Below are 26,590 nucleotides of genomic sequence, written 5' to 3'. Positions count from 1 at the left end.
CGTGGCAGGGCACGGTGCGGCGTGTGAGGGCGGGAACGGCATTCCGATGCCGTATGAGCCAGCATGGAGGCGATAATGACAAGAAGCCTTGCCTGATCGTCCAGAGCTTCCTTGATACCCATGCGTCTGTCCACGGCAAGGGCTCCGATCACCTGATCGTCAAGCCGTATGGGGACGCACAGAAAGGCGGCATGTTCCCGCTTGAGGTTGCGGGAGCGCGTTCTGTTGAGGAAGCGGGAGCTGTCTGAAATATCGGGGACAATCTCCGGGCGGCCGCTGGCAATGACGCTGCCGGTGACGCCTTCTCCCGGAAGATAGTGTCCGCGCGCCTGCTCTGCGGAAGACAGCCCCAGCGAAGCGCGGATACTGATGTCCTGTTCCTCGGGTTCGGTGAGTGCGATGAAGGCTCGCTTCATGGGCAGATGCCTGGCCATGATCTGCAGGGAAAGCTGAAGCCCTTGTTCCGGAGGCAGTGCCCGTTCCAGGGCATCGGCAATTTCTGTGAGAAGGACAAGGTGCATGGGGCTACTCCATGACGATGTCGGCAAAGACGGCACCAACGGCGCGTGCGAGATCTCCGGGTGCGATGACGAACTGAAGTCCGCGCTGGCCTGCGGAGACGTAGATAGTTTCGAAATTTTTTGCGCTGGCGTCGATGCAGACGGGATACTTCTTTTTGGTTCCTACAGGGGAGCAGCCGCCCCGAATGTAGCCGGTGAGAGGCAGAACGTCCTTCAGTGGAACCATTTCGACACTTTTGTCGCCGAAGACTGCCGCCAGTTTCTTGAGGTCAAGTCCGGCGTCGCCGGGTATGCAGGCCATCGCTATTCCGTTCGGATGTCCGCGGGTCACGAGCGTCTTGAACACGCGGGCGGGATCGACGTTGAGAGCTTCGGCCACATGTGTGGCGGAAAGGTCATCGGGATCAACAGGGTAGCTGTTGAGAACGTAGGGAATGCCCAGCTTGTCGAGGGTCCGGGCAGCGTTGGTTTTCTTGAGGGAAGACATCGTTCCTCCAGAAGCGCAGTATCGCCTTGCCTGTCATAGTATGCCTGAAGCTGCCGAAAGTACATATGCGCATGGGCAGAAATCTATTCACAACCGTGATGAAACACGATACCATCCTTTTTCGTTTTCTTTCAGAAACAGGCCGTTTGCCAGAACGGATGGAGCGATACATGGCTGAGCCAATCATCAGCATACGAGGACTGGAGAAGAAATTCCAGAGCAAGAATTCTGAGGTTTATGCGCTCAAAGGCATAAATCTTGACATACATCAGGGTGATATTTTCGGTATCATCGGTAGAAGCGGAGCAGGGAAGTCTACACTTGTACGCTGTATCAATATGCTGGAACGCCCAACAGGAGGACAGGTGCTTTTCGAGGGAAAGGATCTCTGTCGTCTGCCTGAGTGCGACTTACGCGAAGCCCGCCGCTCGATGGGCATGATCTTTCAGCAGTTCAATCTGCTCATGCAGCGTACTGCCGAGGAGAACGTCTGCTTTCCCTTGGAACTTACTGGTACGCCCAGAGAAACGGCGCGCAAGCGGGCTGCGGAACTTCTGGAACTCGTGGGCCTGTCAAAACGAGCGTCTTCGTATCCCTCGCAGCTTTCCGGCGGTCAGAAGCAGCGGGTGGCAATTGCCCGCGCTTTGGCTACCAATCCCAAAGTTCTGCTGTGCGACGAGGCCACGTCAGCGCTCGATCCCAGCACCACAGCTTCCATACTCGCTCTGATCAAGGATATTAACCGCCGACTCGGTATCACGGCGGTGGTCATCACCCATGAAATGAGCGTCATCGAGAAGATATGCAGTCATGTTGCCATCATTGCCGGAGGAAAGATTGCCGAGACCGGTCCTGTGGAGGAAGTCTTTTATCATCCCCGCACGGAGGCTGCGCGAACTATGGTCATGCCCGAGGCACTGGATCCGGAGCGGCTTCCCCAGGGGCGAGTAGTGCGCATCGTGTTCACGGGCAGCAGCAGTCTCGAACCGGTCATAGGCAACATGATTCTTGACTGTGGACGGCCCCTCAGCATTCTGTATTCGGACTTGCGCGAGATCGACGGTGCAGTATGCGGACAGATGGTACTCCAGCTGCCCGATGACGCAGAAGCCTGCGAACGCATCTATGCCTTTGCCGCGTCCCGTGGCCTGGAACTGGAGGATATGAAGCATGTTTGACGCGCAGATGATAGCCATGCTTTGGGAAGGTGTGGTGGATACAATCTACATGACGGTGGTTTCGACCTTCCTTTCCTATGTGTTCGGCATGGTTCTGGGAGTGCTCCTCGTCATATGTCGCAGGGACGGTATCTGGCCCCGGCCCGTTCTTTACGGCGTTCTGGACGTGGTGGTGAACCTGACGCGCTCCTTCCCCTTTCTCATTTTAATGATTGCGGTCATTCCCTTTACCCGCTTTCTGGTGGGAACGACCATCGGCAACAATGCCACCATCGTTCCGCTTGTCATCGCTGCGGCTCCGTTCGTGGCCAGGCTCATTGAAGCGTCATTGCTGGAAGTGGACAGCGGAGTAGTGGAAGCCGCACAGTCCATGGGAGCGTCCACCTGGCAGATCATTGCCAAGGTTCTGCTGCCCGAGGCACTGCCTTCTCTGCTCAATGGAAGCGCTGTGGCGGCCATTACCATTCTCGGCTATTCGGCCATGTCCGGCGCGGTGGGCGGCGGCGGCTTGGGCAAGCTGGCCATCATGTACGGCTACAACCGGTATCAGACGGATATCATGTTCGCTACCATCGTTCTGCTCATCATCATCGTCCAGCTTTTTCAGATGCTGGGCAACTGGGCGACGAAGCGTTCGGATAAACGTTTATTTTGAACACGATGCCGCAAGGCGTCAAACCTTTTTCTGAGGTGAACCATGAATCTTCGCAGTCTTCTTTTCACGGCCATGCTGAGCATCTCCCTGACGGCCGCTTCCGCATACGCAGCGGAAGTCAAGGTCGGGGCTTCGCCCACTCCCCACGCAGAGATCCTTCAGGCTGCCATTCCCATGATGAAGGCCAAGGGGCATGATCTCAAAATCGTAGAGTATGCAGACTATGTACAGCCCAACATGGCCCTCGATGCTGGTGAACTCGACGCCAACTACTTCCAGCACCAGCCGTACCTTACGGACTTCAACAGTGAAAAAGGCACAAAGCTGATCTCCATCGCGACAGTGCATTATGAGCCTTTCGGCATCTATGCCGGCAAGACCAGGGAACTCAAGGCACTCAAGAAAGGCGCCATTGTCTCCGTGCCCAACGATACGACCAATGAGGCACGCGCGCTGCTTCTGCTTCAGGACAATGGACTTCTGAAACTCAAGGACGGCGCGGGCCTGAATGCCACTCGCCGGGATATTGTGGCCAATCCTCTTGGACTGAAGATCGAAGAGATTGAGGCTGCACAGCTGGTTCGTTCGCTTCCCGACGTGGACATTGCCACCATCAACGGAAACTACGCCATCTTGGGTGGCTTGAAGGTAAAAGATGCCCTGGCCGCTGAAACCACCGATTCCGTTGCCGCCGCAACCTACGGCAATATTCTCGCTGTGCGGGATGGGGATGAAAACCGTCAGGAACTGAAGGACCTTGCGGCCATTCTTAAGAGTGCCGAGATTAGAAAGTTCATCAACGAAAAGTACGAAGGCGCAGTCGTGCCCAGCAAGTAGGGGAGTTCTCCATCCATGCCGGAGCCGTGCCGCTAGTCCGTGGCATGGCTCTTTTTTATGCCTGCGCGGGGAAGGTTTTTTCGAGGATACTGTTTACAAGATTTCCGTATTATTTTATACCTTGTGAACGAGGAATCCGTGGCCTCAACCTGACCGCGTTCGCGGGAGGCCGAAAGGAGAGACACATTTTAGCCGTGGAGAGTTGAATGGCTCGTATCACTATGGAGCATGTGCAGTACGAAATGCACACCCCCGAAGTTGGAAGCAATCCGGATCAGTTTGGCTTCGTCCAGATTGATCCCTCGAAGTGCATCGGCTGCGATTCCTGTCAGCGGTACTGCCCTGTAGATGCCATTTATGGCTCGTCTGGCAAGGCGCACAGCATCCCTCATCCCGAAGCCTGCATCAATTGCGGCCAGTGTCTCGTCCACTGCCCGCAAGGGGCTATCTATGAGCAGCACACATGGGTGCCCGAACTCGAACAGAAGCTGGCCGACAAAAAGATCAAGTGCATTGCCATGCCTGCGCCTGCCGTCCGCTATGCTTTGGGCGAAGCCTTTGGTATGCCCGTCGGATCCGTGACTACCGGCCGGATGCTCACTGCACTGAAGAAGCTGGGCTTCGCTCACTGCTGGGATACGGAATTTGCCGCCGACGTGACCATCTGGGAAGAGGCCTCGGAATTTGTCAAACGTCTCACCGAAAAGCAGGATCTTCCCCAGTTCACCTCCTGTTGCCCCGGCTGGCAGAAGTATTGCGAGACCTATTATCCCGACCTTCTTCCGCATTTCTCCTCCTGCAAATCTCCGGTGGGCATGAACGGTGCGCTGGCCAAGACCTACGGCGCAGAAAAACGTGGTTATGATCCAAAAAACATCTATACCGTGTCGATCATGCCCTGCGTAGCGAAGAAATACGAAGGTCTGCGCCCTGAACTTCAGGCCAGCGGTATGCGTGATATCGACGCCACTATCAACACCCGCGAACTGGCCTATATGATCAAAAAGGCCGGTATTGACCTGGCGCACCTTCCTGACGGTGAAGTTGACGACCTCATGGGGGAATCCACGGGCGGCGCCACCATCTTCGGCGTGACGGGCGGGGTCATGGAAGCTGCTCTGCGCTATGCGTATGAGGCCGTAACCGGCTCGAAGCCCGGTAAGATGGATTTCAAGCCTGTTCGTGGCATGAAAGGTTTTCGCGACGCCACCATCAACGTTGGAGGCATCGAGGTTCACGTCGCGGTGGTGCATGGCGCCAAGAATTTCCCGTCTGTCCTCAATATGGTTCGCGAAGGCAAAAGTCCCTATCATTTCATTGAGTTTATGGCCTGTCCCGGCGGCTGTGTCTGCGGAGGAGGTCAGCCCATTATGCCTTCCGTTTGGGAAGTGTTTGAACGCAGAACCGGTCAGCTGTTCGCCAGCTACAGACAGCGCCTTGAAAACAGCCAGGCATAAGGAGGAATTGTCATGTCTATCACCAGCGTCACTCGCCGCGGTTTCCTCTACGGCTGTTTTGTCCTTTCAGGTGGACTTGCCTTTGGTGTTCATTGGACTGGCCGTGCTATGGCCGGTGTCCAGACGCTCATGTCCCATATGTGCGAACGGATAGCCAGCGTGTACCGCGAAGATCAGGCCTTTGCCCATCGTGCTTCCCAGGATAATGCACAAGTCAAGCTCCTTTACAAGAACTACTTGGATAAACCTCTGAGCGAAACCGCAGAACATCTGCTTCATTCCCATTGGTATGACAAGTCCGCAGCGGTGAAGAAGCTTCATGAGGAAGGGCAGTATCCAGGTCCTCGCGGGGGAGCGTTCCTCAACAAGAAGTATCCCTACGAAGCGTAGGCTTTGTGTCTGAAAACGTGGCTTTTTGATTGCTTTTTGAACTTGTTATGAAAAGGCGGTCTGTCTGTGGCAGGCCGCCTTTTCTGTGGAAAGGCAGTGGGTGACGAGAGAATCTTCAAGGAATACTTGAAAGTGGTAAAACCATAAAAATTGAGGGAGATCAGGAAAGGCCTGCGAGTGCACAGAGATCGGCGGGCGTATTCAGGTTGAAAAAGGGGGATCTGTCGCCGCTTGGAACCAGAATTTGCCGTTCTGGAGGTATGGCGTCATGGAGACTCAAGAGCTGTTTGCGAAGTGCGTCTAGCAGGTGAGGGAGAGCTTCTTTTTCATAAATGGCGACAAGAGGTTCCATCATGCCGCAATCGTGAACAAAGGCGGTGCGGAGTGTTTTTGGCGTCGCACGTTGTGAGCGAGCATTCGCCAGAAGTGCCAGTGTGCTTGTTGTCATGAGCGGCAGGTCACATGGAATGACAAGGGTGGCGTCATCCAAAGTTTCAATTGTAGAGATAAGACCGCGAAGAGGCGTTGGTTTACCGTTTTCACCGTGCGTATGGTCAAGAACAAAGCGGGAAGAGACGAAATTTTCCAGCAGAGGAAGCTGTTCTGAGCGGCAGGAAATCGCCGTGCCAGACAGACAGGGCAGGGCAGAAAGTACAGAGAGAAGGTGTTGCAGAAGGGTAATGTTACGGCCTGGAAGAAGCAGGTGAGATTTGTCACTTCCAAACCTCGAAGATTGTCCGCCCGCAAGAATGACTCCGATCATGTTATTTCCCAAAACCGCATTTGGGGAAGGTGCAGACAGAGCAGGAACGACAATAGCCACCTTCCCCAAGGCGGGCGAGTTCGGCACGGGTGATGCGGCGCCCCGCAAGAAGACGCGGCAGAAGCAGATCAAAGACCGTGTGCTTGAAGAAAAGTGCGCAGGCGGGCACGCCCATGACCTGCACGGCACCAGCTGCACTTTCGATACGTCCGACCATAGCCATGGCGCCAGGCAGCACAGGCATTCCATATAGAACCTCGGTGAGTCCGACTTCAAGCAGAGCAGGGCGGGTAACATCACCAGGGTCTACCGACATACCCCCTGTGGTCACGAGGAGGTCGATGCCAGACTTGAGCATGCGCTGAACCTGTTCAGCAATGGTGTTTTTGTCATCAGGAGTGACCGCAGTACAAAGGACGTCACAACGGTACTGATGGGCCTTTTCTCGCATGATAGGGATAAACTTATCTTCGATCAGCCCGTTAAAAACCTCCGTACCTGTGACGAGGATACCCATTTTTGCCTTACGCAGAGGCGTGACCGTGAAAATCGGTGTTGTTCCCAGCTCCGAGAGTGCAAGGGCAAGCTTCCTTCGTTCGAGAAACAACGGTATGGCACGGGTACCTGCAAATTTTTCTCCTTCAGTGACAAGTGTGGCATCGTGCAGGCTGGCGCACATGACATCAGGAACAAGGTTGAAGCGTTCAAGTCTGCGTACATCGACAGAGAGCAGGCCGGAATATGCGGCCACAAAGTCGATTTTGCCTTCGTGAGGCGGAAGGGAGTAGCGTACACCAATTCCTGCCATGCGTTTGGCAAAGGCTTCAGCCACGGCATTTTCATGGATGAAGTCAGCGTCCCCAGACGAGGCATCCGTCTGTATCGCTACTTCAAAGCGACCGATCTGCTGAAGGCGGCAAAGATCGCCTGCTGTTACGAGCTGTCCAGCAGTAAAGGCCGGCCCTTTGCTTTCGCCGGGAACGATTCTGGTCATGTCGTGAACGAGTTTTTTGCCAACAGCATCTTCCAGCGGAACTACCTGAACGCCGGGGGGAAGGGGAGATTCCTCTTTTTTTGCCTTATGGATAAAATAGTTTTCTCCCTGACAGCCTCGACAGAGCGGCCCGTGTTCCACAGGATAACTTTCTCCGCAGACAGGGCATATCCCGATTGAACCAGAATGCCGGCGTCCTAGCAGCTCAGGCGATACGGATACAGCTTCCACCCGGCAAACGGAATCGCCTGCATTTTCTATTTCCTGCAACAGTTTGCTCTCATCCTGATCTTTTTTAGGTTTAAGCTTCATGAGCCAGGAATAATATTCCGGCCACGCTCGAAGCTTTTCCATATCTACGCTTATGCGGACGCCCTGTCCTGTGTATTTGTCATAAAGCGTCACGGCATAACGGCCAAGATCCCGAATGTGTATCCGTTGATTTCCCATGCTGCAAAGGGACAAAAGCTGTACGGCGTCGGGAAGGCATTTTGGCGTTTCAGAAACGGCCTCGAACAGTGTTCCCTCCGGAAGTAATCTTTTGCCCAAAGCCACCATGTATCCACCAAGAAGAATCCCTGGTGCGGCATACCCGTGAAAACTAGCTGCCAGAGCCTTAAACTCTTTGAATGTGTAGGTTTCAATGTTCATGGAAGTATCCGTGGCTTTATCTGTGAGCCGTGAGAGGTTAAGGTGAACTCATCCAAAGTAGGATATTAGCATACGCGGCAAGCGAATGAAAGAAAAGAAGGTTCTGGTGAGCGTCGAGCAACCCCTATATAAGGTGAACAGGCAACAAAGCGATAATAATTAATGTCCCATAATGTAAATTATGTAAACTTTTATCGCCCAACAAAAAAACTGAACGAAAATCTAACACAAAAAACCTTAAATACAAATCCGCAAAAATCATACCATAACGCTCAACGCGTACACGTTTTTGTCCTCTTGTTCGAAGTATAGGCAAGACTTCCAGGGCACTCATGAAAAGAACTGCCTGAAAACCGGCAGTTCTTTTCATGAGATGCATCCGTGTCTGAAAAACAGACGTAAGTTTAACGTCTCGTTGTGTCCAGACGACGGCGTAGGATATTCAACGGATGAGCAACAGGATGGCCCGTGCCGTGCATAATCTGAACCCGGCAGGTTCCGCAGTCGGTAGCTACCTGCTCTATGCCGCTATCCTTGATGGTTCGGAAAAGCTGTGAACCAACGGCCATGCCGATGTCATATTTTTCTTTCTTGAATCCATAGCTGCCCGATATTCCGCAGCAACCAGCGTCAGCGTTGACAGCGTGTACGCCCGGAAGTTTTTTGAGAAGTTCAAGCCCGGGCATACCAATGCCCTGCGCCCGAAGATGGCAGGGCGCATGGTACATGACATCAAGTTTATTCTGTTCTGCGCCAGCGAGGGGCAATTCCCCTTTTTCGATGCAGGAAAGAATAAATTCCTGGGCGTCGTCCAAGGCCGTCTTTCCATCCAGCTCTTCAGCCAACTCAGGAAAATAAATTGGAATCTCCGAACGGAACATAAGCTGGCAGCTTGGGCATAGAGACAGGACGGGAATCCCTTCCTCACGCCATTTTTTCAGTTCAAGCAAATTAACAGCGGCATTTTTGCGAGCGTCTTTTTCAAAGCCGTTCGTGTACAGCGGTGTGCCACAGCAACAGAAATTTTCAGGATATATGACGTTGTACCCTGCCCTATTGAGCAGCCAGACCAGATCTATGCCTGTTTCAGGGGCATAGGCTTTGATATAGCAACCAGGGAAGAAAACAACTTTTTTGTGAAGAGTTGGCTGACGGTAAGACTTGAACAGCGCCGGAAATTGATCCCGGGCAAAGGTTGGGAGATCCGCCTTCTTACTGATACCGATCGCGTCCAGGACGAATTTCGTCAGAGGATTGACCATGCCGAAGTTGACCAGACTCGAGGGGAAGAATCGCACCAGATCGGCTTCCAGTTCACCGTGGGCAAGTATCCAGTCTCGGAAAGAAGGACGATGTTCGCGACTGTAGCGAGTCCGGGCCAGCATGTTGATATTGGCCACGTCTACACCCTGCGGACAGGAAATATTGCAATTTTTGCAGTTAGCACAGTAGCTTAGTGATTCGTCTTCGCCCGCGTTCAGCAGTCGGAAACGTTCCGAGGCCGGCCCGGTCATTCGTGGCCCAAGGAATTTGGACGTCACTTCAGCAACAGGGCACTGCACCACACAGGTGCTGCAGGCAACACATTTATCGGGATTGCGGTGTTTCATTGCCCTACTCCTTTCCAGCCAGTGTACCGGCCAGCCAGCCCGTGGCAAGAGCCACTCCGTGACCGCTTTTTTCAAGAGCGAAATCGTATCCGCCGAGGACGCGTCCGGCAAAACGGACATTCTTGAGCAGGATCGCACCGCCCTCGTCCAGAGGCCGAAGATCGCCTCCCACGGAAACACCCATACGTGCAAAGAGGCTGCTGCCGAAGATATCAGGCGAAGACCAGGCTTCTATATCAGCGGGAACATTCAGCGGAATATGAAAAATGCTTTCCCACGCTTTTCCTGGTTCAGTGCTGATACCACCGCTCAGGAGACCTCCTGTGGCAATGACAAATTCATCGGCTTCCCAGCGCTGACCCTCCTCAGAATACAGTGCCCTGCACTTCCCCTGCTCCACATCCGCACTCAGGATCTGGACGTTCTCGGCCAGGTACACGCCCTTCTGATTGAGCGACTTGCGCAGTACATCGTACAGTCGCAGACCGGAGACCGCAGGTGGAATGGAGATCATTTCGACAATACGGACGTTCAGCTCAGTGCTGAGTTTCTTCCATACGTTTTGAGCGAGCTCCATGCCACAGATAGGCGGAAGCAGAAAAACATCAAACTTCCCGGCAAAAGCTTCCAGATTTTCGTGAAGCCAGCGCAGACCATCAGGCTTGTCCACATAGCGCGCAATGTCCAGAGGCGTGATGTTGCGGCGGGCATCCTTGATGGGACAAGGAAGGGTAAAGCCTTGAAAATCCTTATCTGCCAAGAACGGATAATGCTTGAGCTGATCGATGATGAGTCTTGGATGCACATCCTTCATGTTTTCAACGGTGAAGACGGCAATATGTTTTGCATCACGGATACAGGCCGCATCGTGACTGTCAGGGCAAAGCCAGCTCGGTTTTGTGGTTCCCATGACAGTAATGAGTTCGTGGTTGCCCTCTCCTTCCGCCGGTTTGTGTAGATCTAATCCCGCGCCGGCACAAAATTTTTCAAACCATTCCAACGCGGTTTTGACTGCTTGCGTGCCGATTTTGCGGTAGGGATGTTCTTCCGGCAGACGCTCCATGACTGTGAAAGGCTCCTTCGTACGCTCACCGCCAAAATATCCTAGAACATCAATGCAGTCGCTGCTGATGGACAAGGAACCTGCGCCGTAACAAAGGAGTGTTACCGATTTTCCAGATGCAGCAGCTGTCAGTGCCGCCGTCATACCGGCAAGGCCTGAACCAACAACGAGGATATCACTTTTCCTGTTCATGTTTCGCTCCATCGAGGTTCAGTGTGGCTGCATAGACCGCACGCCCAAGCTCCATCTCTCTGGCCTGTATGCCCCAAAGTGCAGGCCGCAGGCCTTTCCAGCGTTCCTGGAGGAATCCCCTCAGGTTTTCGGCGGGAGAGATCGGGAAAGATACGCCGCATTCCGTAAGTGTGCCAATGGTACGCAGTGAGCAGAAGGTTCCCTGACAGGTTCCCATGCCCAGACGTGTCCGCAAACGCACATCAGTAAGCGACGTGCTGGCAGGATCGTTTGCCACAAATTCGATTTCCGCGCGGGAAACCATTTCGCATTCGCAGAGAAGCGTATTTTCCTTCATGGCCTCAGCACGTTCCACAACGGTGGGGAAAGCATCTCCCAAACGATTGGCTGCCAGCTCCGCCCCGTGGACGGGAAAAACCTTCCTGGCTTTTTCCAGTACTTCGGGGGAAGGATCGGCGATGAGCGGCTCCAAAGCCGTGCGGCATTTTGCCGTGACGCCGAGTTTGCTGCAGAGAAGATCACAGAGCTTTTCGGCCATCAGGCGGTACGTCGTGAATTTGCCGCCGAAAATGGACAGCATCCCCTCCAAGCCTTCCTCCGAATGGTCGGAGATGTGGAAGCCGCGGCTTGCCGCTCGCCCTGCGGCGCTGCCGTTGCTGATATACAAGGGACGGGTGCCGGCAAATGCCCGAAGAATGCGGTAACTGCGAAGCTGTGGGAAAAGCACTTCGCCAATGTCAAGAAGCCGGAGAACGTCTTCTGGAGGAACATGGTGATCGTCAGGCCGGTCGGCCTTGAACGATGTGGTGCCAAGAATGGTAATGGAACCGTGGGGTACAAAAATGTCGCCATCGGAACTCATGTGCAGTCGGTTGATGATGCGGGAGGTAAAGCGGTGGTTAAAGGCGATGAGTGTGCCCCTGTCTGGCTGTACACCCACGTCCAGTCCCACAAGCCGAACGATCTGTGCGGCCCAGGAACCGGCGGCGTTCACCACCATTTCGCAGGCTATGCAGACTTCTTCGCCGGTGATAAGATTACGGGCGCGTACGGCTTTCACCCGTCCTCCTTCTTGATCAATGGCAATGACCTGATGATGCGTAAGCATCTCTCCGCCATAGCGGCGAGCCGACATCGCGTTGTGCCAGACCAAGCGGAAACCGTCTACGCTGGAGTCTGGGACGCGATAGACTGCCCGAATATCGGGATCAAGGTTCGGTTCAAGTCTGAGCGCATCCTTAACATCTAAAGGAGCAGCGCTGATACCAGCTTTTTCACAAGAATCTACCCATATTTTTTCATAGGAAGGATCGTCTTCGCGGGTAAGGACGAAAAAACCTTCCGATTCCTCGACACATTCGCGGCCGATGCGCCGAAGTATCGTATTTTCTTCGATACATTCCCGCGCCGCTTCATTGTCTTTGACGGCATACCGACCGCCGCTGTGGAGCAGACCATGGAAACGGGAACTCGCTCCCGCAGCTATGCCCCCCTGTTCTAGAAGAACGGCCTTGACTCCGCGCATGCTCAGATCACGCAGAATGCCTATGCCTGTGGCTCCTCCGCCAATGATGACTACAGTTGTATGCTTCATTTCCACCCTTCCCACACGGTTATCTTTTCGTTTGAGAAAAATGAATCAATATGATTTTTTTGTGTAGCCCCTAACGGAACGGGCGTCAAGATATCGTATAACATGGCGTAATTTCAAAAAATTCAACAAATTAAAAACAAAAAGGTTTCCTCTTGTCTTGGATAGACTCTTTGGTATAGACAAGTACTGTCACCTCTCACAGGAGAAAGTCTGCCATGAAGATTTCCGAAAAACGTTGTGTCGTTCTCGATATGGATGGAACCGTCTACCTTGGGAACATCCCGATCCGGGGGGCTGTGGACTTCATTCGCAACAATTGGGACAGGCTGGACTTCCACTTCCTCAGCAACAACACGTCAAAAGCTCCAGATACCTATGTGAAAAAACTGAATGGAATGGGGATACCCGCGACGCTGGATCTCATCCTTTCACCCACCACGCCTCTGGTACATTTTCTGAAAACTCACGGTATCCATACCGCTTATATCGTGGGCAACAGGGATTTCTGCAGAGATCTGGCCCAACGTATGCCGGAACTGGCTCAGCAGGAAGAAGGGGCTCAGGCCGTCATTCTCGCCTATGACACCGAGCTTACCTATGAGAAGCTGTCCCGCTCTGCCCTGCTTTTGGAAAATCATCCGAACGTGCTCTTTCTCGCTACCCATCCAGACAAAGTCTGTCCGTCTCCCGAAGGCCCTCTGCCGGACGTCGGCAGTATGCTTGCCTTGTACAAAGTCGCTACCGGGCGCGAACCACAATATATTTTCGGAAAACCAGACCCCGCGGTTCTGGAACCGCTCACGTCAAAATATCGCAGGGAAGACATGGTCATGGCGGGCGACCGCCTGAGTACGGACAAAAAGCTTGCTGAAAATGCAGGCATTGACTTTATCCTCGTACTCAGCGGCGAAGCGACACTGGAAGAAGCTCTTGCAGAATCGATTCAGCCCACGGTCATTGCTGAAGATCTGGGCAAGGCATGGGAAGAATAATACTCGTTTTTCCCGTGGGCTCTTTCAAGCTACAGAAGAGGCCGCTCTCTGTCGGAGCGGCTTTTTCTGTAAGCGTTAAGGTCAATCAATGAGTCCCTTCTCTTCCCTGTATTGCAAAAGATCGTCGTAGATTCCGCGGTGCACGCACAGACTGCCTTTCCCGTAGCCCATGCGAATATCTTTCTTGTGCGTACCATGATAATCTGAACCACCAGAAAGGTGCAAGCCATACTTTCTGGCAAGTTCGACACATATACGCACATCATTGGGTTTGTGTTCGCTGTGGTACGCCTCCAGTGCGTCAAGCCCCAGAGGAACTAGGCGGGCAATGAGCTGTTCCAGCGCCTTCCGAGGAGCCTTAAGCAACCGAGGATGGGCCATGACCACCAGGGCCCCGCTTCGCTTGAGCAGCTCAGCAGCCTCTTCGGGAGAAAGAACCTTGCGTGGAATGTAGGCCGGTTTGCCGTTGCCAAGATACTTCTCGAACGCCTCTACCTCTGTCTTCACAATACCTTTTTTGACAAGCAGTTCAGCGAAGTGGGGACGCGCGACTACTTTATTTCCAGCGATCGCAGTGACTTCTTCATAGTTCACGGGGAAACCCAGCTCTTGAAGTTTTTCAGTCATGCGAAAATTGCGCTCTGCTCTGTCTTTTCGCACCACTTCAAGTGTTTCCTGCAGTTCAGTCAGGCGCTCTTTGTCGTGCGGCAGCCACAGTCCGAGGAAGTGTGCCGCCCCCCATTCAGTGTGAGTACTCACTTCGCAGCCACGCACGAAGGGCACACCCAGACGCTGCGCAGCAGTTTCCGCTTCTTCCAGTCCTTCCAACGTATCGTGATCTGTCAGCGCAAAGGCAGCAAGATGCAGGGATGCCGCCTGTTCTGCGATGGCTGAAGGGCTGTCCGAACCATCGGAAGCCGTGCTGTGGATATGGAGATCAATACGGGATACGGCCATGTCTTACCTGCCTTTGCTGAATGATGATTAAGTATTTCTCATGTGCGGAATTCAACGCAAAAAAATTGTCCCTCTTGCTGTACACGTCGTGTGGTACGAGAAATCGTTGCCTTGAGGCTTCTGTCAGCCGGATGACCTTCAGTGCAAGCTGAAGGGGGAGACAGTAACGCCATATATCTATTATTGAGTACGGATTCCTTTTTTGTCAATGTTCACGTCTCGGGCAGGCCTTACCTTGTCTGCCTTGAAATATTAAAAAACGGGAAAGTTCTTGCCGTGCCGGAGGCGCTCATCAAAGAAAGTCTTTTCGGTGACGTCTACTACTGTCATGTTCACATGCAGACGCCTCTACTGAAGTGGCCGCTGATGATATAAACCTTTAAACGAACAGGAGGAATCCCGAACAACGAAGGCAGTATTTAACCTCTTTGTGAGCATCATTTTTTTTGAAAGATAAGAAAACGGCAGAGCCGACGATGGGGAACTCCGGCATGAAGCAAAGGTAACAACCCTGAAAAAGTGATAGGAACTCATCGTGCGGATTTCATCATGGCTCGCAAAAGCGAAAGCCGGATACATGCATGCACTCTCCGCAAGCCATCAGAGCCTGAACCTATCAAGAAGATGTCCGGAAAGGAGACTGTTTTAGCGAAAAGTTAATCAAATCTCGTGAAAATGATAATGCCTTTCGGATTTCTTCTTGACTTCGGGGCGCGAACCATACATGCGCTATCATCCCGATGCCGACTCCTTTCCGTCAAGGCGAGCTTCCGCTTTTCCCAGCACGCCTGGCGTTCCGGCAGGGCCGCGTTCCTTTTAGCAGTGTTCTTGCAGATGCCGCTTTCCCGTGATCTCGCGCACCTGAAGCACCATGACCGTGGTACGTTCAAGCGCAGCGTCAAGAATATGACAGGAACCACCTTTCATTCTGTAGCGTTCGGCAATCGCGATGAGTCCCGCGCGTTTTTCTTCCTCTGAGAGCAAATACATCTCGCCAGTTCCACAGACACTTTCAAAAAATACCGTACTGCGGCAGGCCATGTTGTCATCGGTGACTACGGACACATCGGTGGCTTCCATGGAAAAGGCCACCTTCGGATCCCGTGCCAGAAGGGTAAGTTTGTGCCCTTCCGTTGCACTGTGGAAATACAGAATCACACCACCGTTTTTTTCTGCAAAAGCGAAGGATAAGGGAATGACGTACGGATAGTCATCGCCGCCGAAAGCCACATGACAGACCGGACAGCGTTTCATAATGTCGAAAATTGCCGCACGATCCGAAACTTCTCTGTCTTTTCTTCTCATAGCTGCTTCTCCTCATGCCAGGTATTCAGGAAATCCTGTTTCTCCAGCGAGTACACAAGTGCATCCTCACCGTCTTCGTAATACTGTTTACGTCGTCCAACGCAGCGAAAACCAAGGCTGGCATAGAGCGACAGCGCCGTAACATTACTGGGACGAACTTCCAGAAAGGCACATTCCCAACCTTTTGCCATCTTGCCCAGACGAAGAAGATGTCCACCTTTCAGAGTATCGGCCAAAGCGAAGCCCATGAGTGGCCGAGAAAGCCCCTGCCCCCTATATTTGGGCAGGACGGCGATATTCAGAACTTCCAGTTCTTCGGATGACACGGAAAGGGTGATATACGCCGTCAAAGTTTCCCCAAGGAAGGAACCGTAAGCCGCAAAAAAGCCATTATTCCATGTATGGATAAACTGTTCAACGCACCACGCTGTGGGGAAACAGAGAGCTTCAAGTTCTGCCACGAGGGGCATATCCTTCAGAGTGAGCCAGCGGATTACGTTCATGTGGTATATGTACCGCGCAAAAAAGAAAAAGTACAGAGTTGACAGCGCAGGGATAAACGACCATGTTCAAACAGTTCAGGAACAACGTATGCACAGACGATACCTTTCCTCTTTGCCTGATGGGCCTTACGCTCTCCCCCCGTCCCAGCTTCAACAGATGGTTGAACTTTTAGATGCGTACGGACGTCCTTTCATACTCACATCCCAGAGTTTGGCTCCTTCTCTCGGATTGCTTCATCGAGTGGTGCTGGTCTGCCTCAAAAATATTCGCGGACAAGTCTATCTTCAGAAAAAAACGAAAACTTCAGCACTCTATGCAGGGCTTTGGGACGTTTCTGCCGCAGGACGAATCTTTGCTGGAGAATCTTCGGAAGACGCCGCACGCCGCGAACTTGCCGTGCAACTCGGTATAGGCGCAACCAGACTGCGCAACATAGGTTCCCTGCCCTATGCCGACAGTACCGGAGCCAATCTTTCTGCCACATTTTTTCTTGCCGGCCCATGTCCGGCGATTCCCACACCAGGCAGTACATCCGATGGCATGTTTGTTGATGTCTTTGAGCTGCAGGGGTTGGTTGAACATCAGCAAAGTCTGCTCACGCCAGAATTAATCTGGGCCGTACAGTCAGGCAGAATTTCCCCCGGAGCAGAAAAGTTCCATTGATTGCTCCGCGGTCTGCGTTACCGTGCCTTTTTAGAGAACCGTTCCAGGACATTGGTGAATACCTTGCTTTTTTTGGAGAGGTGGCAGAGATTACTGTCCGCCAGTTTTTCGTTCCTTTTCCGCCATACGCAGCTTATAGCGAAGAGAGAGCATTTCCAGAAGCCGGCCAAGGTCGTCAGCTGCAAGACGCCCGAAGGTGCGCAGTTCTTCGCCGATCGGCATTCCTTCCTTAGAGGTCAGGCAGAGGACGCCGCAAGTATTTTTATTCATACTCACCGGAGTGCAGAGCATACTGCTGAATTCTGGAATACCTTCGCGTTTCCCGAATAGTGGCGTCATACCAGTGCGCCCATCATTATAGACAGCTTCTTCATTGCGAAAGACCCAACCGATGATGCCGTTATGTACGGATAGTTCCAACGGCTGTTGATCTGTGAGAAGCAGATCCGGACTTTCCCCTTCAACGATATAGTTCGAACTGCCTTCCACGCGCGAAGCGAATACCGCATACTGCATACCTGAAGCTTTGAGCATGATGGGCAGTGCCTTTTGCAGATAGACTTTCCAGCCGGAATAGTTTTTCCGCAGCCTGTCCAGTTCATCGAGGGCTTGCAGGTATTTCGATTTCCCCTGTTCCTTGGGCATTTCCATGGATTGCGTTTGAGAAAGGATATCAGCGAAGGTCGCGATGAGCACCTGTTTGTCCTGAGAAAAAGCCTGACGCTGGCGGCTGTCGATGCAGAGTATGCCGCCATTGGGAAGGGGACAGCCTAAAAAAGAGCAGATATCCGGCTCCCAGTCTTCTTCATAATAGCCGAGATACGCATGTGTCTCGTCAATGGAACCGATAACAATGGGGCTGTTGTTGCGGAGAATCCAGCCCACCAGTCCCCTGCCCGGCGTGACCACAGTATTCTGATCGATATGATCTTCCTGACTGTAGGCAGCGATAAGCTGAGCGCCCTGCCCGTCCCTGGTGGCGTCAAACAGGACTACGGAATAAGCATCGAAAACGCTGGCGGCCAGCGCAAGTATGGATTCAACGGGATTTTTGACGATCATGGCTGTTTCTGAGTGTGTGCATTAAAGGAAATACTGCTGTTGACGGCCTCAAGCATATCAGCAGCCTGCCCTCGGGGCAAGTCTTTCCGCTCATGTCTTAACACCCCGTGCTGTCAGTGCATTCTGGGGATGACTTCCGGGCTTTTCAAAAGCTCCCGCTGTCGCTATACTTCTGGCGCAGGTTTGGAAGGAGTGTCTATGCATACATTTTATCTTTCTCCACGACAGTGGGAACCCTCTCCGAAGCTTTCCGGCCAGGAGGCGCATCATCTGAGTCGAGTTCTCCGTCTTCGTCAGGGAGAAACGATCCTTCTGCTCAACGGTGTCGGACGTACGGCCGTATGCTCTATTTCTTCCATTTCCCGGCAGTGCGTCTCCCTGACTGTACTGAAAGAAGCCTTTGTTCCACGTCCCAAGTCAGGCGTTGTTCTGGCCGCAGGCTGGGGCAGAGAGGCCAGGCGGAGCTGGCTTCTGGAAAAAGCCGTTGAACTGGAAGCCCAAGGTCTCTGGTTCTGGCAGGCAGAGCGCAGTCAGTTCCCCGTCCCAGCTGATATCAAGGAAGCATGGCGAGCCTCACTGGTGGCCGGAGCGAAGCAAAGCCAAAATCCGTGGCTTCCCGAATTGCGTACATTGCCGGGCGGAGTGGAAGAACTTATCCATCAAAGCCTCGATATTGAACACCGTCATGTGCTTGTTGAACACCGTCTGACCACGGATGGTTTCATGGACGAAGCCTGTCTTGCCCTACCAGGGCGTACACTTTGCGTCATTGGGCCGGAAGGAGGCTTTACGGACAGCGAAGCGGCAAAACTTCGCAATGCAGGCTTCCACGCCCTCAGCATGGGCAGACGCATACTCCGCTGGGAGACTGCCGCACTGATGGCCCTTGGACTGCACTGGTGGAAACGGCAGGGGCAGGAGAGCGAGACATGAAAGCGCCACTTCCGGAAAAACTTCGCCCGTCCATCTGGGAAGAGTTTGTTGGTCAGAGCCATCTCCGCTCTCAGATCCAGACTCTTCGTTCGGCGAAACACCTGCCGAGCCTGTTGCTGTTCGGGCCGCCCGGATGCGGAAAATCAACGCTTGCGCTGCTCCTCGCACGTTCCCAAAGTGACAGCTTCCTGCGCCTCAGCGCTCCTGAAGCGGGACTGGCACAGCTTCGCAGACAAATTTCAGGCATTGACGTACTCGTTTTGGACGAACTGCATCGCTTTTCCAAGGCGCAGCAGGACTTTTTCCTGCCTCTTCTGGAAAGTGGCGAAATAACCATGATCGCCACGACTACGGAAAATCCGTCCTTCAGCGTCACCCGTCAACTTCTGTCCCGTCTCCATGTACTCAGACTGAAGCCCCTAAGCTGCTCCGAACTGGTCATTCTGGCCAAACGGGGTGCCGAAAAGCTTGGGGTCAATTTTGCTGATGATGTTTTAGAATTTTTATCCGCGTCTGCCGGAGGAGACGCCCGCTCTCTGCTCAATCTCCTTGAATACGTTGCCGCACTTCCTGAAGATCAACGGGGGCTCGTCCATGTGCAGCAGGCGCTGCCTGAACTCGTAGCGCGCCATGACAAAAACGGTGACAGTCACTATGAACTGGCCTCGGCCATGATCAAATCCATTCGTGGCAGTGATCCGGACGCCGCCCTTTACTATCTTGCCTGTCTTCTGGAGGGCGGAGAAGATCCCCGTTTCATCTGCCGCAGGCTCATCCTCTCAGCCTCGGAAGACGTGGGTCTCGGTGACCCGCAGGCTTTGCCTCTCGCCGTCGCCTGCCAACAGGCCGTGGAATTTGTCGGAATGCCCGAAGGGTATATTCCTCTTGCCGAAACGGTGACGTATCTCGCCCTTGCACCAAAGAGCAATTCCAGCTACGCTGCCTACCACAACGCTGTACGCGAGATAAAGAACAACGGTATGCAGCCCGTGCCCCTCCACCTGCGCAACGCTGCGACCACACTGCAGAAGCAATGGGGCTACGGCAAGGATTACCAGTACCCCCATAATTTTCCTGGCTCCTGGGTAGATCAGGAATACCTTCCGGAAACCGTACTCGCTCGCCATTACTATCAAAGCAAGGATCAGGGCGAAGAACCCCGTCTCAACTCCTGGCACAGAAGGCATCGCCGCACTGCACAGGACGGATGAGTTTTGAGGATGCCATGAACTCGATGATGTTTTCCCGCAATTACGAAACTCCGATCTCGGATGTCCGCGTCAACTTTCCTACTCTGCGTTTCTATTTTGGCATGATCGGTATTTTTCGTGACGCTGACAAAACGTTCAAGTCCGGCCGCTATTCTGCAGAACGCTGGATCCATGACAGCGAACAGGTCGCCCGTCTCATGGAGCGCCTCGGCTTTTCCCTGCATATCGATGGAGTGGAGAATATCGACTTCGACGGCCCCTGCGTTTTTGAAGCCAATCACATGAGTACCATGGAAACCATGTTTCTGCCCTGTATCATTGAGCCGCGCAAGGACGTGACATTCGTCGTCAAAAAGTCCCTGCTCAGGTATCCTGTGCTGGGGCCGGTACTTGCCTCCCGTGAACCTCTGGCTCTTGGCCGCGCAAACCCACGTGAGGATCTGGCCCTCGTTCTGGATGGAGGAAGCAAAATTCTTGCCTCTGGCCGATCCATCATCATCTTCACTCAGGGCAGCCGTATGCCCGTGGTGGAGGAAAAGGATTTCAACAGTCTTGGCGTCAAGCTGGCCCGCAAAGCCAAAGTACCCGTCGTGCCCATAGCCCTCAAGACGGACGCTTGGGCGGAGGGAACACTTATCAAGGATCTGGGGCTAATCCGCCCCCAGCTTCCCGTCCGTATACGTTTTGGGAAAGCCGTCACCATCAGCGGCCCTGGACGTGAAGAGCACGCCCAGATCGTGCGGTTCATTAAAACAACCTGGGACGCATGGGTAAAGAGCGATGGATGCGCTTAGTGGGTGCACACCCGCCTTTCTCGTTGAATATTGCTTACGACAGGGCTTCTTATTAGACAAGGCCAAGGCTCAGGCTCTTTCAGACTATCTTAATTTGCTCATGCAGTGGAACAAGGTCATGAATCTTGTGGGGGCAAAGCGCTGGCGTGATGCACTGGATGAGCTTGTCATGGACAGCTTCCACCTCGAACACTTTCTTCAGGAACAAATCCTGATGAAACTCCCCACTGCCCCAGAGATTTGGGATCTTGGAGCCGGCGCCGGGCTTCCAGGCATACCGCTCCGCATACTCTGGCAGGACGGCACATACTGGCTGGTGGAGGCACGGGAAAAGCGAGCCATCTTTCTTTCTACTGTCCTGGCACGCCAGACGCTGCCGGGCACACGAGTGTTTCGAGGGCGTGCCGAAGTTTTCATGCGGGACAAAAAGGCAGACCTCATCGTGAGCCGGGCATTCATGCCCTGGAGGGAACTGCTTGAATTTGTCCACGGGTTTCTCAGACCTGGAGGAGTTGTGGTCTTTCTTTCATTGGAAGAATTCCATACCCCGCCCGGCACAGATTGGTTGAAGGTTGGACATTACGTCTATGAGACAGGGAAAGAAACACGGCATTTCTGTGCATTTTCTGCGGTCTGAATCACACGAAAAGAGCCGCGCATAGCGACCCTTTTATCAGTATCTGCGGACTCATTTAGTCCAGTTTCCGCTGTTCCTCAAGGTGATCCAGATATTTCTGACGGCATTCATAGCTGCAGAAATAAGTGACTTGATCACCATTGCGGACGCTGATGGCATTTTCCTTGTCCACGTACGTGCCGCAAATGGGATCCTGAACCATTTCGCCTGTATCCATGCGCTTTTTCTGCTCTTTTACTTCCTGATCGGCACTCTTTTTGCGATCGTTCATAAAAAGCCGGTACAGCACATAGCAGACCAGTACAAAGAGAACAACCTTGAAGATCATATCCGCTCCTTTTGAAAGACCCCGTCTCAGGGAAAGTACTTAAACATTATTGAAAGATCGAAGTGCCGGAAAGCCGATAATTCAAGGCGTTAAGCAGAGAGTGTATACTCCTGCCGTCCGGCAGTCTCAAGTCAGGCGCAAGTTCCGCGAGAGGAACCAGCACGAAGGCTCGCTCCGACATGCGCGGATGAGGAAGTGTAACGTGAGGATCGCTGCTGCATTCCTCCCCGAAAAGCAGCAGGTCCATATCAATGACGCGAGGCCCAAAGCGATCGGACGAGTCTCTGATCCGCCCCATCCCAGTTTCCATGTCAAGCATGGCTTCAAGAAGTCCGCAAGCCGTCATATCTTCCATGCATTCAAGGCGAAGAACCTGATTGAGGAACCAGGGCTGTTCCTTCCTGCCCTGCGGCTCCGTCCTGTAAATCTGGGATGCAGTGACTGTGCAAACTCCAGGTAGTGCCGCCAGTTCACGGCGAGCACGTTCAAGATTCTGCATGGCATCGCCCATATTCGACCCGAGACAAACGAAAGCCTGCTTCATGGCTGCTTCTCCTTTGCCGTCCCTCAGACTATAACGGGAGAGACCTTTTTCTGTCCAGTCTGTTTCATCGCCTGGCGACAAGCTGTTTGAAGAAAGAACGTTTTATTAAAGTTTTACATTAACGATGAGCATCTTTTCGGAATTTTCAGACGATCTTTTGTTTCCAACTCCTGGAAACGGCAAACCGCACCGTACTGGACTCCACTGCTCTCTGGTGCTAACCTCCTACTCAATGCTGTGGAAATCTCTCTTAATAAAAAGGCAGTCCTGATGATACAACCAGAAGGAAATTTTGTAGAACTGGCCTATGACATGGATTTTTCCGTTCGCTATGGCGAAATCGGAGCCAATGGAGTAGCGACGCTCTCCGCCGTGGGCAACTGGCTTCAGGAGGCTGCAGGACTGAGTGCTGACACCCTGGGGTTCGGTGCAAACGACATGCTTCCTTTGGGAAAGACCTGGATACTCGCCCGTCTGGTTCTGCGCATTGTCAGGCTTCCCGTGGCGGAAGAACACCTGCGCGTTCATACTTGGCCTTCTACGTTGGATCATTTTGGCACACGCGGATATGAAATCTACGACGCCGAAGGAAGACTTATTCTCAGCGGCGGCAGCGCCTGGCTGGTCATGGACATTCACGAGCGCTCCCTTTCCTCAATCCCTGAACCGTTGGCGGATCGTTACCCGAAGCATCCCAGACCCTGTGACGGTTTTGCCTGTCGGGTCATTCCCCGTCTCCGCAAAGAAACGGGCGACAGTGTTATCCGAGTGCGCTGTGACGATCTGGATATGAACGGCCATGTGAACAATACCCGTTATCTGGCGTGGCTCATGGAGGCTCTCCCGCAGCCAATCTACGACGGAAGTCCGAATGGAACACTCCCCATCCCCAGTCTTGTCGATGTCACTTTCCGCAGCGAATGCTTTCCTCAGGAAGAACTCAGAAGCCTCTATGCACCCGTGACACCTCCGGCGGGCGTACCCGCTGAGGTCATGGGCAGGAAAGTTCCCCATGCCTTGCTTCACAGTATACAGCGTGTCCCTGACGGCAACGAAGTCTGCCGGGCGCTGACGCTCTGGGAAACGCCGCCGGACATACCTTATCATTCATCACTCTGAAATCATTCCGGACAGCGTTACTGGAATGTGCGGTTGCCTCGGCACCGCTCATTCGATGAAAAATGTCGCAGTGACGTCTTCACCACCGGCCTTGAGAAGCTTTTTCAGCTCCGTCTGCGTCTTATCCTTGATTCTGGCAAGTCTTGTGAGGTTCCAAGTATTGCTGTCATAATAAATGGCAATCGTCCTGCCGAAATACAAGGTGACGTCCCCCGGTTCAGCCGTAATGCGGGTATCACTGCGGACAAGCTTCGTTTCAAGCTCGCCGGACTTTTCAAACCCGCCAAAATCGTGCATGGATACAATGACTGGATCTTCTTTTAGGAGTTCAAGAAAAGCTTCGGCGGACGGATTCTTCTCGAGAACGGCCGTCATCGTTTCCTTACCTATGGCGATTCTGATCGTTCCCGGTTCCGCTGATTGCCGCAGAGCTGCTTCACCTGTTTTCCCGCCAGGTTGCATGTGTGAGTATCCTCCAGACGTAAGCTGCTCCGGCAGTCTTGCTGTCTCCGTACATACCTGAGGCGTCAACGTGCTTTCCGTTGCGCCGCTGACGCATGGAAACGCACAGGTTAAAACGAGAAAAGCCAGGACAACAGTCGACATTCTTCCGCCCCATGTTTGCACACAGACATTATCCAACATTTTTCTGCAAGCACCTTTTGGCAGAGACTTCCATTGGATGCTTACAGAGTTCAGGACTTTTTCAATATGTCGTTATAGACGTTCAGCGTTGCATGAAGAAAGTCGTCAAGGCGGAGACCGCCTTTAAAAACGCGCCCTTCACAGTATTGCCCCAGCTGTCTCCGCCATTCTGACTCCAGAGCTTGAAGCATCCGTTCAGCCATAGCGGAAATATCTCCAGGTTCGAAACTATAGCGTGGGGGAATGAGGTCGGGCATGACTCCCGTTGTGGAAGAGATGAGCGGAATGCCGCTGGCCATAATCTCCAGCGCAGCTCGTGCTATGGCCTCGGAACCCAATGACGCAAGTATGCCGAAATCCAGGGCGTTGATCACTGCTTCCGGTTTTTCTACACGGCCTGTGACCGTCACAATACTGCCCAGTTCACCGAGACCGGCGTCCTTTGTCCAGCGAGCTACGTCCTCAGTGGAAAACTCCGAATCAAAGCCGATGATAAGAAATCGAAGTGCCTGTGCTGCAGGAGAGAGTTCGCGAGCCTTGGCAAGCGCCAGCAGGGTTTCGCGTATGCCCTTTACTTCGTCCATACGGCCGAGAAGTCCCATGACGACATCTGGCTCGGAAAAGCCATAAAGTTTTCGCATCGCGGACCGTGCTCCGGCGTCGGCATGGAAGCGCGCCGTATCTACGCCGCCCAGAATGGTGTGAAGGTGGGATTCCGGCACATGGAGTGATTCCCTGAAGTGGCGAGTCATGAGTGTGTTTGTGGCGATAACGGCGTCAGCGCATCGGCAGTGAAGCCAACGGTTCACCACACCACCACGCGGCAGACGGCGATCTCCCCTTGTCCGCACCAGTCCAAAACCGTAGCGATGCTTCAGGAGCGCCCAGAGGATGAATGCTTCGCCTCGATGACAGTTCACTATATCCGGCCGGAACTCTCTGATGAGTGCGTCCATTCCACGCCAGGATCGAAGCAGATTCAGCGGATCCTGAGAATTAAAGGGCAGACTCACGGTGGGCAGACCCAGCTCTCTAGCTTTATTCAGTGGAGGTGTCCCTTCCAGACCGGCGACAAGAGATTCATGACCAGCGTTTCGCAGGCATTGTGCCAGAGTGACGCCATACCACGCGGTGGCGTTATACCAGCGGACGTTGACGACCTGAATGGTACGCATGGACACTCCTTTTGATGGCTCAGCCGGTGAACAGCATATGAGCGTATACCTTCACGTCATCAAGAGCGAAGGAAATACGGGCGGACTCGTTGGGAGCGTGGCAGTTTTCCAGAATACGCGACCAAACGGCAGCGGGAATGCCCCGCCCACGAAAACTCACGGCCACCGTCGATCCTCCAACGCCGCCGCAGCGGCAATCCCGACCGAGAACTTCCCGAACGGCCCTCTTCAGGCTGCATACCACGGTGCTGTCTTCCGGCGTCGGACTAGCTGCGGGTTCACTCATTACTGGCTCTACCAGAATCTCCACTCCGTATCTCTCCGCCTTGGTCTTCCCCAACCTGCGAAAAGCCTCAATGACCTCTTCAAGCGTATAGCAGGGAAGCACACGGCAGTCGATGTAGAAGATCTCCTGCCCTGACATGGTATTGATGTTAGGCACATTAGCTTCATGTCTGGTGGGTGTAAAGGTAGATCGGGCGGGCGAAAAAAGGGCGTTCCGTTCCGGGAACGAGTGCTCCATCTCAGCGCAGCCAAGAATCATACCGGCGGCAGCCACGAGTGCATTTTTGCCATCGTCAGGACGGGAACCGTGACTTTGCCGTCCCTTTACCGTGACTTTAAGCCAGAGAATGCCCTTTTCAGCCACTTCGATGAAGTCACCGTCCTCGCTGCCGGAATCCGGAACCAGGACGAGATCTCCTTCCCGTACAAGATCCGGTTTCTCCCGGAAGATGTGATGGATGCCGTGAGTGTTGCCGGATTCTTCATCGGAAACGAAGATGAGCCCAAGACCAAGATCCGGCGTGATGTCTAGTTTTTTCAGAGCCGCTGCCAGAATGCATCCGCAGACCACTGCCTGTTGATTGTCTTCGACGCCTCGTCCGATGATGAGATCAGGATCGCCGGGGGCACGGACGACAGTCCAGGGATCCGAGGTCCAGAGGCTCGCTTCACCCGCCGGCACAACGTCCATATGTCCCAGTATCCAGAGAGTGCGGGAACTGCGCCCGGGAATACGAACGATGAGATTGGGACGTCTGCCTGAAGGAACACGACTGTCTGGTGCATCAACGTGACAGATATCGTCCACCCCCGCGGAACGAAGCCAGCCTTCCAGAAAATCGGCCTTTTCCTGCTCTCCTGAGCCGCCGTTGTCCGGACCCAGAGCCTTGAACGCCGTCAAGCGGCTTTGCAGCTCAAAGACAAGGTCTCCGGCATGGGAAAGCTCTTTCTGAAGCGTTTGTTTCTGTTCGTTGTGTAAAAGCGGATCTCCAGGCCCAGCCATCCTTTCTGTCATACCTGCTCCCTCGCGGCGCATTAAATACA

At 53.4% G+C, this 26,590-nt stretch carries 29 protein-coding genes; 12 read left to right on the top strand and 17 right to left on the bottom strand.

Features of this window, described 5'->3' with window-relative positions; translation table 11 throughout:
- Both Q0Z94_RS03495 and ybaK read right to left on the bottom strand, forming a co-directional pair.
- Positions 1 to 521, bottom strand: a 521-nt coding sequence (locus Q0Z94_RS03495) for a GAF domain-containing protein (RefSeq protein WP_298067634.1), incomplete at its 3' end; no start/stop codon positions are given.
- A 4-nt stretch (positions 522 to 525) separates the two neighbouring features.
- Positions 526 to 1,008, bottom strand: a complete 483-nt coding sequence (gene ybaK / locus Q0Z94_RS03490) for a Cys-tRNA(Pro) deacylase (RefSeq protein WP_298067633.1) — start codon at positions 1,006 to 1,008, stop codon at positions 526 to 528.
- 170 nt (positions 1,009 to 1,178) lie between these two features.
- On the opposite strand from ybaK, the gene Q0Z94_RS03485 reads away from it, so the two are divergent.
- The 5 genes from Q0Z94_RS03485 (at position 1,179) to Q0Z94_RS03465 (ending at position 5,525) form a co-directional block, all read left to right on the top strand.
- A complete protein-coding gene (locus tag Q0Z94_RS03485; protein ID WP_298067632.1) occupies positions 1,179 to 2,186 on the top strand; it encodes an ATP-binding cassette domain-containing protein in 1,008 nt (335 codons plus the stop codon).
- On the top strand, positions 2,179 to 2,841 hold the full coding sequence (locus Q0Z94_RS03480) for a methionine ABC transporter permease (protein WP_298067631.1): 663 nt from the start codon (positions 2,179 to 2,181) through the stop codon (positions 2,839 to 2,841). Before Q0Z94_RS03485 ends, Q0Z94_RS03480 begins: the two co-directional genes overlap by 8 nt.
- A gap of 42 nt (positions 2,842 to 2,883) precedes the next feature.
- Positions 2,884 to 3,678 (top strand): MetQ/NlpA family ABC transporter substrate-binding protein, encoded by a 795-nt coding sequence (locus tag Q0Z94_RS03475; RefSeq protein WP_298067630.1) that lies wholly within the window; start codon positions 2,884 to 2,886, stop codon positions 3,676 to 3,678.
- Positions 3,679 to 3,884: 206 nt separating this feature from the next.
- Positions 3,885 to 5,135 (top strand): [FeFe] hydrogenase, group A, encoded by a 1,251-nt coding sequence (locus Q0Z94_RS03470; RefSeq protein ID WP_298067629.1) that lies wholly within the window; start codon positions 3,885 to 3,887, stop codon positions 5,133 to 5,135.
- 12 nt (positions 5,136 to 5,147) lie between these two features.
- The gene (locus Q0Z94_RS03465; protein WP_298067628.1) at positions 5,148 to 5,525 is read left to right on the top strand and encodes an iron hydrogenase small subunit; all 378 of its coding nucleotides are present in this window, start codon (positions 5,148 to 5,150) and stop codon (positions 5,523 to 5,525) included.
- Positions 5,526 to 5,685: 160 nt separating this feature from the next.
- Here the strand turns inward: Q0Z94_RS03465 and Q0Z94_RS03460 are convergent, their stop codons facing one another.
- The 6 genes from Q0Z94_RS03460 to glpA form a co-directional block, all read right to left on the bottom strand.
- Positions 5,686 to 6,288: a molybdenum cofactor guanylyltransferase gene (locus Q0Z94_RS03460; RefSeq protein WP_298067627.1), complete on the bottom strand. Its 603-nt coding sequence runs from the start codon at positions 6,286 to 6,288 to the stop codon at positions 5,686 to 5,688.
- Between the two features lies 1 nt (position 6,289).
- Positions 6,290 to 7,933, bottom strand: a complete 1,644-nt coding sequence (locus Q0Z94_RS03455) for an FmdE family protein (protein WP_298067626.1) — start codon at positions 7,931 to 7,933, stop codon at positions 6,290 to 6,292.
- A gap of 124 nt (positions 7,934 to 8,057) precedes the next feature.
- Positions 8,058 to 8,303, bottom strand: a complete 246-nt coding sequence (locus Q0Z94_RS03450) for a hypothetical protein (protein ID WP_298067625.1) — start codon at positions 8,301 to 8,303, stop codon at positions 8,058 to 8,060.
- A gap of 34 nt (positions 8,304 to 8,337) precedes the next feature.
- Positions 8,338 to 9,543: an anaerobic glycerol-3-phosphate dehydrogenase subunit C gene (locus Q0Z94_RS03445; RefSeq protein ID WP_298067624.1), complete on the bottom strand. Its 1,206-nt coding sequence runs from the start codon at positions 9,541 to 9,543 to the stop codon at positions 8,338 to 8,340.
- Positions 9,544 to 9,547: 4 nt separating this feature from the next.
- Positions 9,548 to 10,798 (bottom strand): anaerobic glycerol-3-phosphate dehydrogenase subunit GlpB, encoded by a 1,251-nt coding sequence (gene glpB / locus Q0Z94_RS03440; RefSeq protein WP_298067623.1) that lies wholly within the window; start codon positions 10,796 to 10,798, stop codon positions 9,548 to 9,550.
- Entirely contained in the window at positions 10,782 to 12,392 is a 1,611-nt protein-coding gene (gene glpA, locus Q0Z94_RS03435) for an anaerobic glycerol-3-phosphate dehydrogenase subunit GlpA (RefSeq protein ID WP_298067622.1), read from the bottom strand. The genes glpB and glpA overlap by 17 nt, the downstream gene beginning before the upstream one ends.
- A gap of 215 nt (positions 12,393 to 12,607) precedes the next feature.
- Here glpA and Q0Z94_RS03430 point away from each other — a divergent pair, with 215 nt between their 5' ends.
- A complete protein-coding gene (locus tag Q0Z94_RS03430) occupies positions 12,608 to 13,384 on the top strand; it encodes an HAD-IIA family hydrolase (protein WP_298067621.1) in 777 nt (258 codons plus the stop codon).
- An 81-nt stretch (positions 13,385 to 13,465) separates the two neighbouring features.
- Here the strand turns inward: Q0Z94_RS03430 and Q0Z94_RS03425 are convergent, their stop codons facing one another.
- From Q0Z94_RS03425 to Q0Z94_RS03415, 3 genes are all read right to left on the bottom strand, one after another.
- Complete coding sequence (locus Q0Z94_RS03425) at positions 13,466 to 14,341, bottom strand: PHP domain-containing protein (protein ID WP_298067620.1); 876 nt, start codon at positions 14,339 to 14,341, stop codon at positions 13,466 to 13,468.
- A gap of 816 nt (positions 14,342 to 15,157) precedes the next feature.
- A complete protein-coding gene (locus tag Q0Z94_RS03420) occupies positions 15,158 to 15,646 on the bottom strand; it encodes a pyridoxamine 5'-phosphate oxidase family protein (RefSeq protein WP_298067619.1) in 489 nt (162 codons plus the stop codon).
- Positions 15,643 to 16,149 (bottom strand): GNAT family N-acetyltransferase, encoded by a 507-nt coding sequence (locus Q0Z94_RS03415; RefSeq protein WP_298067618.1) that lies wholly within the window; start codon positions 16,147 to 16,149, stop codon positions 15,643 to 15,645. Before Q0Z94_RS03415 ends, Q0Z94_RS03420 begins: the two co-directional genes overlap by 4 nt.
- Between Q0Z94_RS03415 and Q0Z94_RS03410 the strand changes: the two genes are divergently transcribed.
- The gene (locus Q0Z94_RS03410; protein WP_298067617.1) at positions 16,148 to 16,813 is read left to right on the top strand and encodes an NUDIX domain-containing protein; all 666 of its coding nucleotides are present in this window, start codon (positions 16,148 to 16,150) and stop codon (positions 16,811 to 16,813) included. The genes Q0Z94_RS03415 and Q0Z94_RS03410 overlap by 2 nt on opposite strands.
- Before the next feature lie 90 nt (positions 16,814 to 16,903).
- On the opposite strand, the gene Q0Z94_RS03405 is transcribed toward Q0Z94_RS03410, so the two are convergent.
- The gene (locus Q0Z94_RS03405; protein ID WP_298067616.1) at positions 16,904 to 17,875 is read right to left on the bottom strand and encodes a GAF domain-containing protein; all 972 of its coding nucleotides are present in this window, start codon (positions 17,873 to 17,875) and stop codon (positions 16,904 to 16,906) included.
- Positions 17,876 to 18,073: 198 nt separating this feature from the next.
- Here Q0Z94_RS03405 and Q0Z94_RS03400 point away from each other — a divergent pair, with 198 nt between their 5' ends.
- Genes Q0Z94_RS03400 through rsmG form a run of 4 tightly spaced genes read left to right on the top strand, consistent with a single transcriptional unit; the run spans position 18,074 to position 21,450 of the window.
- Entirely contained in the window at positions 18,074 to 18,808 is a 735-nt protein-coding gene (locus tag Q0Z94_RS03400; RefSeq protein WP_298067615.1) for a 16S rRNA (uracil(1498)-N(3))-methyltransferase, read from the top strand.
- Positions 18,805 to 20,019 (top strand): replication-associated recombination protein A, encoded by a 1,215-nt coding sequence (locus tag Q0Z94_RS03395; protein WP_298067614.1) that lies wholly within the window; start codon positions 18,805 to 18,807, stop codon positions 20,017 to 20,019. Before Q0Z94_RS03400 ends, Q0Z94_RS03395 begins: the two co-directional genes overlap by 4 nt.
- Positions 20,020 to 20,033: 14 nt before the next feature.
- Positions 20,034 to 20,813 carry a lysophospholipid acyltransferase family protein gene (locus tag Q0Z94_RS03390; RefSeq protein ID WP_298067613.1) on the top strand — a complete coding sequence of 260 codons (780 nt, stop codon included), beginning with the start codon at positions 20,034 to 20,036 and terminating at the stop codon, positions 20,811 to 20,813.
- A complete protein-coding gene (gene rsmG, locus Q0Z94_RS03385; protein WP_366517567.1) occupies positions 20,800 to 21,450 on the top strand; it encodes a 16S rRNA (guanine(527)-N(7))-methyltransferase RsmG in 651 nt (216 codons plus the stop codon). The genes Q0Z94_RS03390 and rsmG overlap by 14 nt, the downstream gene beginning before the upstream one ends.
- 55 nt (positions 21,451 to 21,505) lie before the next feature.
- Here rsmG and Q0Z94_RS03380 read toward each other — a convergent pair whose 3' ends face one another.
- Positions 21,506 to 21,778 carry a transcriptional regulator gene (locus Q0Z94_RS03380; protein WP_298067612.1) on the bottom strand — a complete coding sequence of 91 codons (273 nt, stop codon included), beginning with the start codon at positions 21,776 to 21,778 and terminating at the stop codon, positions 21,506 to 21,508.
- Between the two features lie 46 nt (positions 21,779 to 21,824).
- On the bottom strand, positions 21,825 to 22,322 hold the full coding sequence (gene folK / locus Q0Z94_RS03375) for a 2-amino-4-hydroxy-6-hydroxymethyldihydropteridine diphosphokinase (RefSeq protein WP_298067611.1): 498 nt from the start codon (positions 22,320 to 22,322) through the stop codon (positions 21,825 to 21,827).
- Positions 22,323 to 22,592: 270 nt separating this feature from the next.
- On the opposite strand from folK, the gene Q0Z94_RS03370 reads away from it, so the two are divergent.
- Entirely contained in the window at positions 22,593 to 23,441 is an 849-nt protein-coding gene (locus tag Q0Z94_RS03370) for an acyl-ACP thioesterase domain-containing protein (protein ID WP_298067610.1), read from the top strand.
- Positions 23,442 to 23,489: 48 nt separating this feature from the next.
- Here the strand turns inward: Q0Z94_RS03370 and Q0Z94_RS03365 are convergent, their stop codons facing one another.
- The 3 genes from Q0Z94_RS03365 to Q0Z94_RS03355 all read right to left on the bottom strand — a co-directional run bounded on the left by Q0Z94_RS03365 (position 23,490) and on the right by Q0Z94_RS03355 (position 26,561).
- Positions 23,490 to 24,047, bottom strand: a complete 558-nt coding sequence (locus tag Q0Z94_RS03365; protein ID WP_298067609.1) for a cyclophilin-like fold protein — start codon at positions 24,045 to 24,047, stop codon at positions 23,490 to 23,492.
- An 89-nt stretch (positions 24,048 to 24,136) separates the two neighbouring features.
- Positions 24,137 to 25,261: a glycosyltransferase family 4 protein gene (locus Q0Z94_RS03360; protein WP_298067608.1), complete on the bottom strand. Its 1,125-nt coding sequence runs from the start codon at positions 25,259 to 25,261 to the stop codon at positions 24,137 to 24,139.
- Between the two features lie 19 nt (positions 25,262 to 25,280).
- A complete protein-coding gene (locus tag Q0Z94_RS03355) occupies positions 25,281 to 26,561 on the bottom strand; it encodes a M20 family metallo-hydrolase (RefSeq protein WP_298067607.1) in 1,281 nt (426 codons plus the stop codon).
- Between the last annotated feature and the right edge of the window lie 29 nt (positions 26,562 to 26,590).

The sequence above is a fragment of the uncultured Mailhella sp. genome, assembly GCF_947631555.1.
Taxonomy (GTDB): Bacteria; Desulfobacterota; Desulfovibrionia; order Desulfovibrionales; family Desulfovibrionaceae; genus Mailhella.
Note: the sequence above shows the minus strand (reverse complement) of the source record. Positions and strands in the feature narration are given on the sequence as shown.